The 16,067-nt window shown below is 36.0% G+C and carries 15 protein-coding genes, 1 pseudogene and 1 riboswitch; of the genes and pseudogenes, 2 read left to right on the top strand and 14 right to left on the bottom strand.

The window, feature by feature from the left end; all coding sequences use genetic code 11:
- Positions 1-268: 268 nt before the first annotated feature.
- From ABH966_RS13565 to ABH966_RS13530, 8 genes and pseudogenes are all read right to left on the bottom strand, one after another.
- Positions 269-955, bottom strand: a complete 687-nt coding sequence (locus tag ABH966_RS13565) for a hypothetical protein (protein ID WP_370079236.1) — start codon at positions 953-955, stop codon at positions 269-271.
- Positions 956-1,041: 86 nt separating this feature from the next.
- Positions 1,042-1,419 carry a hypothetical protein gene (locus tag ABH966_RS13560; RefSeq protein ID WP_370079234.1) on the bottom strand — a complete coding sequence of 126 codons (378 nt, stop codon included), beginning with the start codon at positions 1,417-1,419 and terminating at the stop codon, positions 1,042-1,044.
- A gap of 20 nt (positions 1,420-1,439) precedes the next feature.
- Positions 1,440-1,605, bottom strand: a pseudogene (locus ABH966_RS13555) (methyl-accepting chemotaxis protein); the annotation flags it as partial.
- Positions 1,606-1,729: 124 nt separating this feature from the next.
- Positions 1,730-3,226, bottom strand: coding sequence for a sodium:solute symporter family protein (locus ABH966_RS13550; RefSeq protein WP_370079232.1), 1,497 nt, complete (start codon positions 3,224-3,226; stop codon positions 1,730-1,732).
- 24 nt (positions 3,227-3,250) lie between these two features.
- Complete coding sequence (locus tag ABH966_RS13545; protein ID WP_370079230.1) at positions 3,251-4,003, bottom strand: SDR family NAD(P)-dependent oxidoreductase; 753 nt, start codon at positions 4,001-4,003, stop codon at positions 3,251-3,253.
- Entirely contained in the window at positions 4,003-5,745 is a 1,743-nt protein-coding gene (locus tag ABH966_RS13540; RefSeq protein WP_370079228.1) for a methyl-accepting chemotaxis protein, read from the bottom strand. Before ABH966_RS13540 ends, ABH966_RS13545 begins: the two co-directional genes overlap by 1 nt.
- A gap of 108 nt (positions 5,746-5,853) precedes the next feature.
- Positions 5,854-5,939, bottom strand: a riboswitch (cyclic di-GMP riboswitch).
- Between the two features lie 230 nt (positions 5,940-6,169).
- Positions 6,170-6,364 (bottom strand): hypothetical protein, encoded by a 195-nt coding sequence (locus ABH966_RS13535; protein ID WP_142510112.1) that lies wholly within the window; start codon positions 6,362-6,364, stop codon positions 6,170-6,172.
- 264 nt (positions 6,365-6,628) lie between these two features.
- The gene (locus ABH966_RS13530; RefSeq protein ID WP_370079226.1) at positions 6,629-7,123 is read right to left on the bottom strand and encodes a YehS family protein; all 495 of its coding nucleotides are present in this window, start codon (positions 7,121-7,123) and stop codon (positions 6,629-6,631) included.
- A gap of 206 nt (positions 7,124-7,329) precedes the next feature.
- On the opposite strand from ABH966_RS13530, the gene ABH966_RS13525 reads away from it, so the two are divergent.
- Entirely contained in the window at positions 7,330-7,527 is a 198-nt protein-coding gene (locus ABH966_RS13525) for an alpha/beta-type small acid-soluble spore protein (protein ID WP_053483023.1), read from the top strand.
- A 63-nt stretch (positions 7,528-7,590) separates the two neighbouring features.
- Here ABH966_RS13525 and ABH966_RS13520 read toward each other — a convergent pair whose 3' ends face one another.
- The 5 genes from ABH966_RS13520 to ABH966_RS13500 form a co-directional block, all read right to left on the bottom strand.
- Positions 7,591-8,802: an MFS transporter gene (locus tag ABH966_RS13520; RefSeq protein WP_370079223.1), complete on the bottom strand. Its 1,212-nt coding sequence runs from the start codon at positions 8,800-8,802 to the stop codon at positions 7,591-7,593.
- A gap of 360 nt (positions 8,803-9,162) precedes the next feature.
- Positions 9,163-11,118, bottom strand: a complete 1,956-nt coding sequence (locus tag ABH966_RS13515; protein ID WP_370079221.1) for an FtsX-like permease family protein — start codon at positions 11,116-11,118, stop codon at positions 9,163-9,165.
- On the bottom strand, positions 11,108-11,872 hold the full coding sequence (locus tag ABH966_RS13510; protein WP_370079219.1) for an ABC transporter ATP-binding protein: 765 nt from the start codon (positions 11,870-11,872) through the stop codon (positions 11,108-11,110). Before ABH966_RS13510 ends, ABH966_RS13515 begins: the two co-directional genes overlap by 11 nt.
- 104 nt (positions 11,873-11,976) lie before the next feature.
- Entirely contained in the window at positions 11,977-12,924 is a 948-nt protein-coding gene (locus tag ABH966_RS13505) for a sensor histidine kinase (protein ID WP_370079217.1), read from the bottom strand.
- A 74-nt stretch (positions 12,925-12,998) separates the two neighbouring features.
- Complete coding sequence (locus ABH966_RS13500) at positions 12,999-13,706, bottom strand: response regulator transcription factor (RefSeq protein WP_370079215.1); 708 nt, start codon at positions 13,704-13,706, stop codon at positions 12,999-13,001.
- 249 nt (positions 13,707-13,955) lie between these two features.
- Between ABH966_RS13500 and ABH966_RS13495 the strand changes: the two genes are divergently transcribed.
- A complete protein-coding gene (locus ABH966_RS13495) occupies positions 13,956-14,828 on the top strand; it encodes a GNAT family N-acetyltransferase (RefSeq protein WP_370079367.1) in 873 nt (290 codons plus the stop codon).
- Positions 14,829-14,846: 18 nt separating this feature from the next.
- Here the strand turns inward: ABH966_RS13495 and ABH966_RS13490 are convergent, their stop codons facing one another.
- Positions 14,847-16,031 (bottom strand): MFS transporter, encoded by a 1,185-nt coding sequence (locus ABH966_RS13490; RefSeq protein ID WP_370079213.1) that lies wholly within the window; start codon positions 16,029-16,031, stop codon positions 14,847-14,849.
- Positions 16,032-16,067 lie beyond the last annotated feature (36 nt).

Below are 16,067 nucleotides of genomic sequence, written 5' to 3'. Positions count from 1 at the left end.
TACTTTGGAGCGGTACCTGATTACTTCTTTGGCTCACCCGAGCACTTTGGAGTGTTACCTGACCACTGCTCTGGCTCACCAGAGCAGTTCGGAGTGATACCAGATTACTTCTTTCGCTCACCCGAGCACTTCGAGACGATACCTGATCACTTCTCACGCTCACCCGATCACTTTAAGATGATACCTGATCATTACTCTAGATTATCCTAAAAGCTAAAAAGCTATCTCGACATTACGTTCGAGATAGCTTTCTTTACTACATATTAGTTTATTGCCACTGTCTAATTGGTACCCTTTCAAGCTCATAACGTTTGATAATAACACTGATCTTCTGAAACCATTCCTCACATAACTCTAACGCTTCTTGATACTCATCCTCTTCTCTTGAAATAGGCTCACCGTTATCTAGAAAAACATATTCTAGAATAGGATCAGATAAGTTATCAGCTACAATCTTCAACGTCAATTGAGTCACAGTGTTATCCTCATGGTCCTCTTCATCAGATTCCTCTTCTTCTATATCCAGATCTTCACCAAGTAATGAACCACTTATTAAACTATTGCTAGTCCTAGCAATAAACATTTCGTCCTCTACTATAGCAACTTCATATATTTTATTGAATGAGATTTCTTTTTTAATCAAATCTTCTTCTAAATCCTCTCTACTTACGAGAAAAAGTGTATTTGTAGGTTCATTTAGTAATAAAGCATTTAAACAATCATTTGAGATGATGCAATGCGTATGAGGGATAGCCATAAGCTCCTCCTCACTTGCCTCTTTCATTTCATTTAATCTATCGTTATAGATATATTGTTCTTTTACATAACGAATAATTCCTGCTATTAATAGCCCTAAACCAATTAAAAAATAGACGTTACTAAAGATAGCCGCTTCGACTAACTTTGCTATTAATAAATAGATCATTCCTAGAATTACAAGAAAAAAGGTTTTCATCCATATCCCACCCTCAAAAAGATAATCGATAGGTTTATTTCATCCATGTTAATAGAAATTTTATTCTAACGATTATCTTTTCATTCTTAATTTCTGTGGGAAATATCTGTGTTTTTAGCGTCTACATCAAACTTTGAAACGGATTTTTCCAGTTCTTCTGCCATTTTGTTCAGTTTTAAAATAGAATGGAGAATATCTTGATTGTAGCTTTCTTGCTCCATCGTACGCTCTACAACACTTTCTGTTGCCTTTGCAGCCTTATTAGCTAGCATCGTTGTTTCCATAACGCCTGCTGTAATCTCCTCAGAAAATGCGGACATTTCTTCTGAGGTTACAGAAACTTGTTTGGTATGAGATACTACACCCTGAATAGATTGGAGAATACTTTCAAATGATTTTCCAGCTTCTTCAACAGCTTGTAAACCATCTTCTACATTTCCTGTTACAACATTCATCGTTTGCACAGTTTAGCTCGTATCCTCATTTATTTTGGAAATCAAATTTGATATACTATTCGCCGATTTTTCTGATTGCTCCGCGAGTTTTCTAACTTCTTCAGCTACTACGGCAAAGCCCTTTCCAGATTCACCAGCTCTAGCTGCTTCAATCGCAGCATTTAATGCAAGTAGATTAGTTTGTGAAGCAATATCACAGAAGTGAGCTTCAGGAAGCCCACTTCTCCAAAGGTGGGAGGAATGAAGTGCTCTTTTCTTTTTAGAACATATGTTTATATTGTATATTGTAAATGTTTCTATTTTTATTTATAAATAATTATTAATTTGAATGTTCCTTTAATTCCTCTTTACTGCCTACATTGTCTAAAGTCTTATCTTTTTCAATTTTATGCATCTCGAGAACATGTTGCGAAGGTGGAATAATCAAACTTACAATAACAATTGTAATACCTGTAATCACAACGCCTGAGAAAACAGGTGCTTGCCACAGTTCATTTAACAAACCTAAAAATCCTTTTGATTGGATTGTAAGACTAGGCACATGTGTTAAAGATGTAATAGTGTAATAAACTAACCCGACAGTTATACTAGCCCAAACTGCAGGTGTACTTACTCGCTTCCAAAACGGCCCTAAAACGATTGGCCAGAAAATTGTCACGAATATAATATCCCATGCCAAATATGCTAAATCAATTACTTTCTGGAAGCTGACCGCTAGAAATAAACCTAGCAAAGCGCTTAAAATAATAATCAGTCTTGAAAATCTTAATAGTTTTTTAGGATCTGGGTTACGATTAATAAAGTCTAAATAAATGTTTTTGGTGATAATTCCTGAAGTCGCAACATAACACGCGGCTACAGTAGACATCCCCATCGCTGCCATTGCTGTTAAAAAGATGGCTGCTAATAACGGTGGGAAATATCCTTGAGCAAAGGCAAGCATCAATGTCTCTGGATTTGTACTACCAGGATAAATCGTTTTGAACGCTTCTCCTAACATACCTGGAATCCAGCTGATCGCGATAATAATAGTTCCAGCTATAATCATACTGCGCTGTGCTACTTTTGGACTTTTAGCCGCGGCTACCCTTTGTCCTAAGTCCACTGCCGGAATATCACCAAGTGCTAACACAAGATATAGCGTCCAAAACTCTGCTCCAGCCTTATTGAAGAGTTCACTAATATTCCACCACTCCGGGTTAAATGTTACATCAGGGTAATAGAATAAGATAAAAATTGTGATCCCTACTATCCCCGCTACTGCAAGTGCTCCCTGAACAATTTCCGTATAGGCTACAGCCCATAAGCCACCAATAACAGAATATAGGGCTGTTAATGATACAAAGAGTAATGCTGCTGGAACGAAATCAATTTGCAACAGCTGCTGAATGATATACGTGCCTCCAACTGTTAACGCCGCTGCATTAAAGACACCGAAGGCAATCGCCATGACGACGCCTGTATAAGCACCTAGCTTTTTGCTACCATATCTTATTCCATAGTAGTCTGCTAATGTCCAGCCTTTTAATCTACGTAAAGGCTTCGTCCAAATGAGTGCTCCAAGAATCATACAAGTCCCTAAACCGCCCATTGTCGCTGAACCTTCAAAGCCGCCACTTGTGTAGCCAGAGCCTACTGCTGCAAAGAAGAATGGGGCTGCTAATAAGGCCGCCACTAGACTTCCTGTAACAACAGATAAAGGCATGCTCCACCCAGCAACAATTAAATCCTCTGCAGTATTAACTCGTTTGTATCCTTTATATCCAATGTAATAAATAAAAATTAAGTATAAGCTAAAGATGATTATATTTAACATTGTATTGCTCCTTAGTTTTTCACATTAACCGTTCATAACGACTCCGCCATTAGGCGTTAACACTTGACCTGTATAGAAATTCGCATTTTCTGAAGCTAAAAATAACACAGTCTTTGCGATTTCCTCTGGTTGAGCTAATCGTTTTAACGGATATTTAGCAGACTCTTCCTCTACATAATTCTCTCCGAATTCCTTTAGGATGTCTGTAAATGTACCACTAGGAGCTACTGCATTGACTAGTATTGAAGGTGCTAACTCTCGTGCCAAAGCCTTCGTAAATGCATTAATGCCACCCTTTGCAGCAGAATAATGCGTAAATTCCTCACAACCTAAACTACCAATATCAGAAGAAATATTAATAATTTTTCCTTTGTTTCGTTCTTTCATTCTTTTTGCTGCTTCTCGGCAATTGTAGAAGCAACCGTATAAATGAACTTTAATCATTTTATCCCATTGCTCATCTGTTAAATCCGTTATGCTTGAAGCCTGTGCAAATCCAGCGTTATTGACAAGAATATCAATAGCGCCTAACTGTTTGTCCATAGATTGATACATAGCTTGAACTTGCTGTGAATTCGATACATCTGCATTAAATTTTATAGCCTGTACACCAAACTTTTCTGCTTGTGCACGAACCTCTTCTGCCTCGTTATCATCACCAATATAATTGATACATACATTGGCTCCTTGCTCGGCAAAGCCTAAAGCAATGGCTTTGCCGATTCCTTTACTTGAACCCGTAATTAGTACATTTTTTCCTTTAAAATTAATTTCCATTATTGACCGTTCTCCAATTTGAATTTTGCTACAAGTACCTGTAATTCTTCTGCTGTTTTTCCTAATGAAGAAGATGCCTCTTTCACCTCTTGCATGGTCGTCAATTGCTCTTGTGTTGCATTTGACACATTCGCTGAGAATTCAGATGACTGCCCCGCAGATTGCTTAATATTATTAACAGATGCTGCTACTTCCTCCGAAGAAGCTGAAATTTGTTGAGATGCAGCTGAAATTTCACGTATCTGACTTGCAACTTCTTCTGATGAAGTGAGAATTTCTTTAAAGATTTCTCCTACTTCGTTTGTAAACTCCATACCAGCCTTTACATCTTCTTTCCCTTTTTCCATAACCGTGATAGAGGCGTTAGAATCAGCTTGAATAGTACTAATTAAATTGTATATTTCCGTTGCAGATTGAGATGATTGTTCCGCTAATCGTCTAACCTCATCAGCGACAACCGCGAAGCCTTTCCCATGCTCTCCAGCTCTAGCAGCTTCGATTGCCGCATTCAATGCTAGTAGATTTGTTTGATCTGCTATGGCTGTAATAAGATTTACGATATCGCTAATTTTTTTCGTATTGATATGTAATCCGTTTATTGTTGTACCGATTTGTTCAACAGAATCATTAATCAACTCCATTTGTGCAATGACTTGCTGAACAACATGATTTCCACGTTCTGAAGCTTGCGAAGCAGAAATAGATGATTCAGCGGCCGTATTAGCAGAGTCAGCAATTTGCTGGATGCCTGTCGCTGTTTCTTCCATAGCAGCAGCTGTTTCCTCAGTCATTACCATTGAAGCCTCAGCGTTTTGCGTGATTTGTCCCATGTCTTGAGCAATAGTTGTTGAGCTGTTATATGTTTCCGCTGCATTAACAGTTAGCTGATTAGCAGCAGAAGAAACGTTGTCAGATGTATTTCTAATATTTAAAATGATATGTTGTAAATTCGAAACCATCGTATTAATAGATTTAGATAAATTTCCGATTTCGTCCTTCGTTATTTCTAAATCTACATTTACTAATTCCCCATTCGCTACTTGATTTGCAGCGTTCACTACTTTCTTAAGTGGTTTTAATAGACGATCAATAATTATGTAGAGTAAAACTAATAGAAGTAAAATTCCAATAACAGCTATAACAATTTGTTTTATGACACTTGTTTTAATGATGGTATTTATGTAGTCCGCGGAATAATCGATACCTAATAACGCAATAAGCTTGCCATTGTCATCTTTAATAGGGGTAAACACAGTTCGCCATGAACCATAAGGATCTTCGAAAATATCAGTTACAGCAGTGCTATTATTTTTAATTGCCAATTTAGCTGTTTTTACATGTTCATCTGCTAAATCAGTAAAGATTTCACCCGCTTCATAGACATCATTCAAATTAGATGTATAGCCGATCGGGTTAACGCCACCTGCGTCCTTCACATCCCAAATATAGCTCCAACTCATAATACCTTGTTCTTCTTGGATCTTATCGAGTTGCTTTTGAATTTTCTTAAATTCAGCATTAGTCTCTCCCTTTTCAGTCAATAAATCTTTAACCTCATTACTATCAAGATTCATAGCTGTCAATAAACCAACACTTTTCAACTCTTGTTCTAAATCAACAGACATTCGATTGTTTAATTCTCTAATACTTTGCGTAGTAATAATAGCAATTAGAAGCAAAACAATAATAGAAACCGTTAGTAAAAGTTTGTTTTTTAATGAAACATTTTTAAACAACTTCATGATTATTACTTCCTCCTTTATCGTATTTTTGGCAAAAAAAAGAACCTATTTCAAAAGAAACAGGCATCAAAGAATATGACTAGCAATATATGTACTTAACTAGTACTCCTTTGCAGCTCAGCCATCCTAGTATTTATTACCTTAGATCTGTAGCTTTGCGTCTCTACCTTTCAGTAGATTTGCCCATCTTTTTCCTCCTCAAATTAACACAATGGGTAAAAGTAGTCAATGTTACCAGTTGAAAAACCACATAATATTTACTATTTTACTATTACAATAAAATGAACAATATTACATAATTTTCTCGGCTCATCCGCAATTCTCTTCAGAGAAATTAAAAACAGCTACAACGCAATATTGTAGCTGCTACTATAATTTTAAATAATCAATTACCCCTAAATGATTATTCAAATTAAAGATATATCTATTTTAGTGTCATGTATAAGACTGACGGTATAAATGATAAAGCAAACATACAGGAATACCACATAGATGTACGGCGTAATGAAAAACGAACTTGTTTCTTTTCTGCATAAAAAATGTCTAACATCACTGAAGCAACAACAAGTGGGATCGTAACACATGCGAAAGCAACTAATAAAATGTTTAAACCAAACATAAAAGCACCCCTCTGTTCGTGAACATTTATTTTTCCTCTTTGTGACAACTTTATGTCAATTTCAGTGTACACAATTTCGTCACAAACTGTCAACTACATTCAACTAAGAAAAACGTGCTTTTTGCAGAATATTTTTATCGTAATAGAGATTTTATGTAAAACCTTTCACAAAAAAAGCAACTGCAAAATTGCGGTTGCTTTTTTAATCATTAATTCATTGATTCTTTATCAAATTTTACACTTGACAATTCACAGGAGACGTTTTTAATCTCTATATTTATCTGTAAGCCCTCTTAAGAAATTTCTCACAAAGCGATCGCCACATTCTTTATAGTTACGATGACTTGGATTTCTTAAAATGGCACCTAATTCACCTTTTGAAACGCTAACGCCCCCATCATATAAAATATCGAGCATCTCCTCACTCGTTAAGGCTAACGCAATCTTCACTTTCTTTAATAGCATATTATTAGGGCTTTCTTTTCCTGAAACAGGTAGTGGGCCTTCTGGTTGACCAGACTTAGACTTTTGCGGACCTCGTTTAAATGTAATAAATCCATTTAAAAAAGCCTCTACCATTTTATTATTACATTTAATGTATTCTTCTGGTGCTTCTTCCTCATCATAAACTTTAATAAGCATGTTCAATACTTCTTCCTTCGTATAGTCCATGCCACCTAGCTGAAAAATTTTAACCATATCTGTATTTTTGATATCTAATGCATATCTTAAACGGATTAAAATATCATTGTTCGTCATTTTTAAAAAACCTCCATTTTAACTGTAAAAGCGCTTCTAATAATCCTATCCAAATTGAAGCATTACTTTATTATAGCAGAGACATTCACAATTTTAGTTAGCTTTCCAAAAGTTACTTTACTATAGTATTTAGAATGTGCATTTTATTTTTTAACATGTATGATTAGCTAACTCTCGACCATTCTAATCACAAGGAGGTGAGATAAATGGCTAATCGTAGTTCAAATAAGCTTCTAGTTCCCGGTGTACATGAAGCCGTTAATCAATTGAAATATGAAATCGCACAAGAATTTAATGTACAATTAGGGCCAGAAGCCTCTTCTCGTGCAAACGGTTCAGTCGGAGGAGAAATAACAAAACGCCTCGTAGAAATGGCTGAAAAACGTTCAAAAGGTTTATTATAATAATAATTCAAAAAGAACGAATCCCTTTTTTAAAATTGGAATTCGTTCTTTCAATTTTAATTATTAAATTTCAACCGATTGTAAAGCCTCTCTTGCCCCTTTTTTAAGAGTTAGCATCACGATAAAGGAAATGCAATATAAGGCTGCTAAATAGATCATTACGACCGTCATATCATAACTTTGAAGAATATAGCCGACAAAGATCGGTGAAAATCCTCCAATTGCTCTACCGAAGTTAAAAATCGTGTTTGTTGCTGTACTTCGAATTTGCACCGGATAGAAGCTACTAATTAAAGCTCCATACCCTGCGAACATGCCGTTTGAGAAAAAGCCAACAATTGCACCACCGATTAAAATTGCGACACTTCCTGTGGCATAGGAGTATAAAAACACAGCACATGCTGAAGCAAGTAAAAAGAAACCAAAAGCACGCTTTGCTCCAAATCGGTCCATAAATCGTCCGAATGTTAGCATCCCGATAATCATGCCAACTGCTGTACTAATTGTCCAAAGTGCCGAGCTTGAAACGGATAGACCTTGAGATTTTTGCAACATAGATGGCAACCAAATCATTAAGCCATTGTAACCAGCAATTTGAACAGTTGCCATAACGATTAATGAGATTGTCGTCATCGAAGTTCGAGGCGTTTCAAATAGCTGCACCAACTTACCTTTTTCATGTTGCTTATCGATTTTTTTATTTCTCTGAGCAGCTACCCACTCTGGTGATTCCTCAAGATTTTTTCGCACAATGAATGCGAAGATGACAGGTAACACACCAACAAAGAATAAAGCTCTCCATCCTAAAGTCGGAAGTATAACGGCACTTAGTAACGCTGCTAAAATAACTCCGTATTGAGCGCCTACACTAACATATGAAGAAGCTCTTCCTTGCTTATTCTTCGGCCAAGCCTCGGCAACAAGCGCTATACCAATGCCGTATTCACCCCCTGCACCAAGACCAGCAATAAATCTATACATATAAATTTGTTCAATATTTGTTGCTAATCCAGTTAAAGCTGTACCAAGCGCAAACAACAAGACGGTATAAGTAAACACTTTTACTCGCCCATACTTATCAGCTAAAACTCCAAAAATAATGCCGCCTAACAGCATGCCAATATTCGTTACGGAAGAAATCAGTCCACCCGTTGCAAAATCAATGTTAAATTCCGAAATAATCATTGTCATCGCAAAGGAAATAAACATAATGTCCATCCCTTCCAACGTTAAACCAGCTACTGACGCTACCACTGTTTTCTTACGATAATCCATTCTTACAATCCTCCAGTTTTTTAAAATCTCTTTTAGCCTATTTGAGGGAATGGATTACACAATTCTTGTCCATTCTCTTTTGAAGCCTCACGGGACTTCCTTTAAAAGAGGTATAATTGGCAAAATAAAAAGCCCTTCTGTCACAGAGGACAAAAAGGGCATGCGAAAACAAAGATATTGTTAGCTTAAAAAATATCATGTAGCCCTTTTCAGCCTCTCTGGACCGTATTAAAGGAAATTTATTTCGTTCATTTATATCGTTCTACATTCTATAAGATTATTATCGAAAAAGCAATGTTTTATAGTAGAAAAAATCACCTTATCCCTTAGAAAGTAGCGATAAAATGATTTTTTTATGCTTCATTTTCCCTGTGATAGATGAGAAAACATCTTCCTCCTTGTATATAGATAAAATCCTATTTGAATGATAAGGTAAATTCCTGAAATGCTAAAGAACTGCCATAGTATTTCTGGATTCCTTATGACACCGCCAACATCATTTGCCATAGAAATAACATATAGAAAGGCTAAGCCCATGCCTGCTAGTGTTGGGATAAAGAATATGATCTTCATCTCCCTTGATATCATTCGCTTTACTTCTGTTGCAGTAATCCCTATATTATAAAGTTTTTGATACTTTACTTGTTCTTTATCGATCTCTGAAAAAAGATTTAAATACACTAAAATAAAGGACCCAAAAAAGAAGATAATACTCAAAAAAGTCATGACAAAGAATAACATACCATTAGAATGGATATTACGATAATGGCCTCCTATTTTAGAGGCAATTTTGAATGGGTTCTCTTGTGATACATTCTTTCCTCTAACATCTACAATTGATGGGGTCTTTTCATTATTATATCTTTCCTCTAAGCCTTTAACAGCCTTTGTTGTCTCTTTCCAGCTGACAACGTTAATTAAATGGAGATTCGATGCGAAACCATGTACATTCGCTTTAAGAAACTCGAATTCGGAATTACTGACAATGATAAAATCGGAAACACCCAAAAGAGAATTAATATTACTTTCAATAATAGATTTTTTTAGTGAATAAGTGATATTGCCTTTTCTACTTGGGATTGTCCACTCTAGAATATCTTCATTCGCATCCCCTGCATACTCTGGTTCTACATTCAAATAGTGAAGATATTCTCGTCCTTGTAATATTACCTCTCTAGAAGTTAATGCATTAAAATGATCCACTGACATTATGTTATAAAGGTTATACCAACCATCGTACGTTTTATCATAGTAAGAATATAATGGAATCACTATATGCTTTTGAACAGGATTTTCTTTATTATTTAATACTGCATCGAATTCTCCTATAGACAAATTATCTTTCGTTTCCGGTTGGAGAAATGCTATATCAAAAGGATTTTGATTCAACACTTCCTTTTCATTTAACGTATACGTGGTTAATATGATAGTACTGTACAGAATGGTTATCATAATCATCATTGTCACCATCATTAAAATAGAGGTGAACTGCTTAAATTTATAGTCTATACTCGTCAATAACAATAATTGTCGATAAAAAAATTCATTATTTTGTTTCGCTAGCTCTATAAAAAAACTCATAAACTGAGAAAGACAAAGATATAAACCTACAGTTGTTATGGTAAACCAAATATATAGAAATTCACCAGCATGTGGACCAATATACGTGATAAAAAGCCCCAGAACTGATCCAATAATCAATATAAGTCCAAACACTCCAAGCTTCGGACTTTTTAATTTAATTGATTCTGCAACCTTATTGCTTTTTAAGCTTTGTATAAGATTTCGATTCAAAATAAGATAAAGTGATTTACCAATCGCAAAAAAGTAGATGATGATGAAAGTGATAATAGGAAAGTAAAGCATCTTGCTATTTAACTGAAAAGCAATTTCCTCTAAGCCTACACTATTCATAAGAAGTAAAAAGAATAGCCGCGAAAATACGCCCCCTGACAGAAGCCCGATAACTATAGAAAGAAAAGCAATAATGGCATTCTCTAATAGTAATAGTTTGCTAATATCGCGATTGGTCATCCCTAACGTTATGAATAGCCCAAACTCGCTTTTTCTTCTTTTGATAAAAGTACCATGTGCATATGTAATGAAAAATATCATAAAAACGATCAAAGCAATTGCAGGTACATTCAACACATAATCCAGAGATTCTAGCTTTTTAACTTGTTCGATTTGCTTATTGAAATAGAGGGTGGAAAACATAAAGAAAAACATAACGACAAAGCTATTACAGACCAAGTATAAAAGATATTTTTTATAATGTACCTTTGCCATTTTCCATACAACTTGCTTAAATGTCATGGGCTCTTCCCCCTAAGACAGCTAGATTATCAATGATTTGATTGAGAAATTCTTTCTTATTGCCCTTTTTCACAATGTAAGAATGAATAAAGCCATCTTTTATAAAGACTACTTTTTGACAATAACTAGCTGCAAAGACATCATGGGTCACAAGAAGAATGGTTGCCTCAAGCTCTTGGACGATCTTTTCAAAGCATTCCATAATTATTTCTGATGTTTTCGAATCCAAATTTCCTGTTGGTTCATCGGCAAATATAATACTAGGCTCGTTAACTAGTGCTCTACTAACAGCCGTACGCTGCCCCTGTCCACCCGATATGTTATAGGGATATTTATTCAAGATCGTATCAATACCAAAAAGCTTAGATAGGTTTTGTACCTTCTCCTCCATTTCAGCCGCGCCTTTCTTTTCCAGAATCATTGGCAACATAATGTTTTCTTTTACCGTTAAGCTATCTAAAAGGTTAAACTCTTGGAAGACGAATCCTAATTGTTGTCGGCGAAATAAAGCTAATTCATCAGCGCTCATTTCACTTATAGCTTTGCCTTCGATTGTAACTTCACCAGAGGTTGGCTTATCTATCCCACTTAATATGTTAAGTAATGTTGTTTTTCCGCTCCCGGAAGGTCCCATAATGGCAACAAACTCACCTTTCTTCATTGATAAGCTTATTCCTCCCAGTGCTGTCGTGGAACCTTCTTCTAGTGATTCTCCGTATATTTTAACTATATTTCTCGCATCTAAAATAACCATTGTTCTTCCCCCTAGGAAATCGTTATTAAATACCATTCTAAGTCTCAAGTGGACGTACAAAAATTCGATTCACTAAAAAAACCTTACAACTCTGTAAGGTTTGGTTATGCTTGAGACAAATGATTTTCTGCTGCTTGCCATCGAATCGTTACAGTTGTACCTCTCGACACTTCAGATTGTATGGCAATCGTTTGTCCAAGCTTGTCTGCTATTTTTTTACTAATATAAAGTCCTATACCTGTGGAATTGGGCATTTTCCTTCCATTTTCTCCTGTAAAAAATGGTTGAAATACTCTATCCACATCATAAGAAGGCATACCAATCCCTTCATCAATAATGGATAATGTGATGTACTCCCCGAGACGTTCAATCTTGAAAATAAGCTGTTTCTTCCCGCTTTTTAAGCTAGAATATTTAATAGCATTGGAAACAATCTGGTCCAATAAAATTTCGTTCCATTTTACATCAGTAACTACAAAGGCTTCTTCTTCATCAAATTCAATTACCGGAAATATAGAATGGGAAATACATTCCCTTTTTCGCCCATTAATGACTTTTCGCAAAGTAGTAAGTAAATCAACTGCATTTATGTCCAAATCCGTTTCAAAGCTTTCCATTCTCACCATCGTTAACGCTTGCTCTATTGAAGTATGTATTCGTTTGTTTTCTCGCTGAATTTTTTCAAAAAGGACAGTAGCATCCTCTGTTTTTTCTTTACTAATGATCAGTTCTATTATAGAAACAGGCGTTTTTAAAAAGTGCATCCAATGGGATAAAAAATATAGACTTTCATTTTTCTGTTCCTTCATTGTATTGTATTTGCGAGTGTGTTCACTTATATTTTTCTGTAGCAATTGATAAAACGCCTTCTGTTCCTCTGAATGTGGTTGTAATTCAACAAATTGCCCCCTCAACATAAGCTCAATGGCTTTGTTCGTTTGATAGTAGTTAAGCCAATCTATTACTAAATACACAGTTAATAAAAATAATCCTATCGATAATGGATAAAAAATTTCATCATTTGCCGGCTCATTTAGATGAAAAAAGGTCATAACGCAAACCATATTTATTAAATAAAATATGATTAGTCGGAACCTATCTTTTAAAAATTTTATTAAAATATGCTTTAACATTGCGAACCCCTCGTAGAATTAGAATGGTGAAACATATACCCTACTCCTCTTTTGCTCTTGATTACTTCAGCATATCCTAATTCAGATAGTATATGCTTTATTCTCGTCATATTAACAGTTAATGTATTGTCCTCTACGAATGTAATTGAGTCCCACACTTCCTCAATTAGCTCTTCTCTTGAAACAAATGAATTCCTATTATCTATTAATTTTTTCATTAATTTATATTCATTTTTACTAAGGTTAATCTTTTTCTCACGGAAAGTTAAAACAAGTGTATCGGCATTAATACATAGCTGACCAACACACGTAAGTTTTTGTTCTTTTGCTGCATATTCTCCATAAACTCTTCTAGTCGTCGCTTTCACCTTTGATTGCAACATGTCAAACGTAAATGGTTTCGTAATATAGTCATCAGCCCCAAGTTCAATAGCCATAATCTGATCTAGTTCTTGATTACGAGCAGAAATAATTAAGATTGGTACATTCGACTGCTTACGAAAAGCTCTACATAAATAATAGCCATCATAATAAGGTAAATTAATATCTAATAAAACTAAATCAGGATTAATTTTCGTAAACTCATCCTCTATATTCAAAAAGTCTTCAGGCTGTACAACAGTATACCCATAGCGCTCCAAGTTTTCTTGAATAAGCGCACTTAATTCATTATCGTCTTCAATAAGCATAAGTTTGTACATAGTTAATTCTCCTTTTGGGAAGTGGGTAACAGCTATTTTAGAAAGAGTTATTTAAAGAATCATGCTTAGGAGCACTAAACACCATGTTACATATAATACCATTTTATAATATATAATGTATAAATGTATCGATACGGGGAACTCGCATAGCTAACCTTCTAAACTGCAAAATCCCAACTACTGAAAGGGGGGGTTATTTTGAGCCATTCATCAACAGAAAATTTCATACGTAACTTTGAAAATGGAGACATGCCTTTACTTGGCGAGTTGTACCGATCCGTAACAGCAAAAGAAAATGCAACATTTTGGTGGGTCGGGGATGAAGATAATTGGAGTAACGTTTATTGTGCATTTGAAGATGGGGAAATGGTCGCTAAGGGGCAAGTGAGCATCATTAACGTTGTACCTCCTGGTCGTTCAAAAGAGAATAATCACTCCATATACGTTAATCTTAAAACCATTTCTGAAAGAGAACATGACATTGCTCTGCTCGACAAAGTCTATCAATATCTTTTCACAAGAGCAAAGCAATTAAAGGAAACTTTGCCTAAAGAATATGGAACAATACTTTGTGTTGGTAACGATTCGGAAGAAACAGCAAACAATCAGTTTTTTATCCAAAAAGGATACCTCCCTCTGAATAGTTTGTATAGTATGAATCGAGATTTGAATGAACCGATTCCTGAGTTCAAACTTCAGGAGGAGTTTCAATTCTCACACTGGAACATGGAGACATCTAGCGAGGAAAGAGATTACCTTGATATAGAAGCTGAAATTTGGCCTGACGCTCCACTTGGTCTTAATAGGTTACCTGAATACAAGAATAACAAGCTATGGACATCCATGGTCATACGTCAAACAGACACTATTGTTGGCGGACTGATGGCATGGCAAGAAGAAGACTACGGTGTAATAGAGGACGTTTTTGTCCGTGTACCATGGAGGAAGCGCGGCATTGCCCAGTATTTGCTTACACAAGCTTTGAAATATCTTAAGTCACATCAGCTACAAAAAGCTACTCTCATGGTACTAACTACAAATAAATCCGCCTTATCTCTATACGAATCAGTTGGCTTTTATACGGATACAGAAGAGATAAGATACTTTACAAAACTGAATTAGGCAACAAAAAAGAGGGGTTCATTGCCCCTCTTTTGTCTCATACTTTCCTCTGCTCATCTGCGACTTCAATATAAACGCTATAATAATCGCAAGGATGACTCCAATCATGCCGAACCATGTAATTGATGATAAAGACACTTGATTAACTATGATGCCCCCAATTCCTGCACCAGCAGCCATTGACAATTGCATCATTGATTGGTTAAGACTTAACATTATTCCCGAATAATTCGGTTCAATCTGAACTAGATTAAATTGCTGTGTCGGCCCAGTAGACCATGCTGCAAATGACCATAAAATCAGGAAGCATATAATAATTAGCCACGAATCAGTTAAGGAAACGGAAATGGAAAGGGCGATGAGAGCTACAACATGTAAAAACATTCCCCCGGTCAACGTTGGAAAGACCCCCCATTTATCCGTACTAAACCCTCCAAATTTAGATCCGACTAAGCTAGCGATTCCGAACGCCAATAAAGCTACTCTCAACAGCTCCTCATTTAAACCAGCGACATTAAGTAGATAAGGTAAAATATAAGTATAGGCTATCGAGTATCCACCCAGCCAGAAAAAGGTAATAGCGAGCCCTAGCGTTACTTTTCTATTTTTCAAGAAGGCAAGCTGCTTGGACAAAGGAACGGGTTCATCCCCTTTTATTTTAGGTATTGCCGTGTAGAGAATAAACATCGCAAGTAATCCTGTTAGTGCCAGGAAACCAAATACAGACTTCCATCCGAATTCGACTGCTAAAATTCGTCCAAGAGGAACACCAATAATTAAGGAAGCTGTAAATCCCATAATCACGGTGGCAATGGCGCTTGCTTGTTTACCTGGAGCGGCAATTTTGGCAGCAATATCTAGGGCGGTTACAACAACCATTCCCGCGCCTAAAGCCATGATTACACGAGCTAAAACAAAAAGCTCATATCCAGGCAGGACAAAAGATAAACCATTGGCTAAAACGAAGATACCCATTGCTGAAACCAACAATTTTTGCCTTTCAACTTTTGCCGTCAACGCCATCAGCACAGGTGTGCAGATTGCATATACTAAAGAAAAAATCGTAACAAGTTGCCCGGCCGAAGTAACGGAGATGCCCAATGTATCCGAGATTTGATCTAAGATACCCGAAATAACATACTCAGATGTGCCGACTAAAAAACTAACGAGTGCCAATAAGTAAATTTTCCATGTGCCTGTCATTAAGATTTGCTCCTCTTCTTCCATTTCTCATGTTAA

Source organism: Lysinibacillus sp. RC46 (genome assembly GCF_041262385.1).
GTDB lineage: Bacteria > Bacillota > Bacilli > Bacillales_A > Planococcaceae > Lysinibacillus.
The sequence above is the reverse complement of the archived record's forward strand: the minus strand, read 5'-3'. Positions and strand labels throughout refer to the sequence as shown.

Excerpts from the sequence above, each read along its gene's own strand:
- ABH966_RS13565 (WP_370079236.1), bottom strand. The coding sequence starts at position 955 with ATGAAAACCTTTTTTCTTGTAATTCTAGGAATGATCTATTTATTAATA.
- ABH966_RS13550 (WP_370079232.1), bottom strand. The coding sequence starts at position 3,226 with ATGTTAAATATAATCATCTTTAGCTTATACTTAATTTTTATTTATTAC.
- ABH966_RS13545 (WP_370079230.1), bottom strand. The coding sequence starts at position 4,003 with ATGGAAATTAATTTTAAAGGAAAAAATGTACTAATTACGGGTTCAAGT.
- ABH966_RS13540 (WP_370079228.1), bottom strand. The coding sequence starts at position 5,745 with ATGAAGTTGTTTAAAAATGTTTCATTAAAAAACAAACTTTTACTAACG.
- ABH966_RS13535 (WP_142510112.1), bottom strand. The coding sequence starts at position 6,364 with ATGTTTGGTTTAAACATTTTATTAGTTGCTTTCGCATGTGTTACGATC.
- ABH966_RS13530 (WP_370079226.1), bottom strand. The coding sequence starts at position 7,123 with ATGACGAACAATGATATTTTAATCCGTTTAAGATATGCATTAGATATC.
- ABH966_RS13525 (WP_053483023.1), top strand. The coding sequence starts at position 7,330 with ATGGCTAATCGTAGTTCAAATAAGCTTCTAGTTCCCGGTGTACATGAA.
- ABH966_RS13520 (WP_370079223.1), bottom strand. The coding sequence starts at position 8,802 with ATGGATTATCGTAAGAAAACAGTGGTAGCGTCAGTAGCTGGTTTAACG.
- ABH966_RS13515 (WP_370079221.1), bottom strand. The coding sequence starts at position 11,118 with ATGACATTTAAGCAAGTTGTATGGAAAATGGCAAAGGTACATTATAAA.
- ABH966_RS13510 (WP_370079219.1), bottom strand. The coding sequence starts at position 11,872 with ATGGTTATTTTAGATGCGAGAAATATAGTTAAAATATACGGAGAATCA.
- ABH966_RS13505 (WP_370079217.1), bottom strand. The coding sequence starts at position 12,924 with ATGACCTTTTTTCATCTAAATGAGCCGGCAAATGATGAAATTTTTTAT.
- ABH966_RS13500 (WP_370079215.1), bottom strand. The coding sequence starts at position 13,706 with ATGTACAAACTTATGCTTATTGAAGACGATAATGAATTAAGTGCGCTT.
- ABH966_RS13495 (WP_370079367.1), top strand. The coding sequence starts at position 13,956 with ATGCCTTTACTTGGCGAGTTGTACCGATCCGTAACAGCAAAAGAAAAT.
- ABH966_RS13490 (WP_370079213.1), bottom strand. The coding sequence starts at position 16,031 with ATGACAGGCACATGGAAAATTTACTTATTGGCACTCGTTAGTTTTTTA.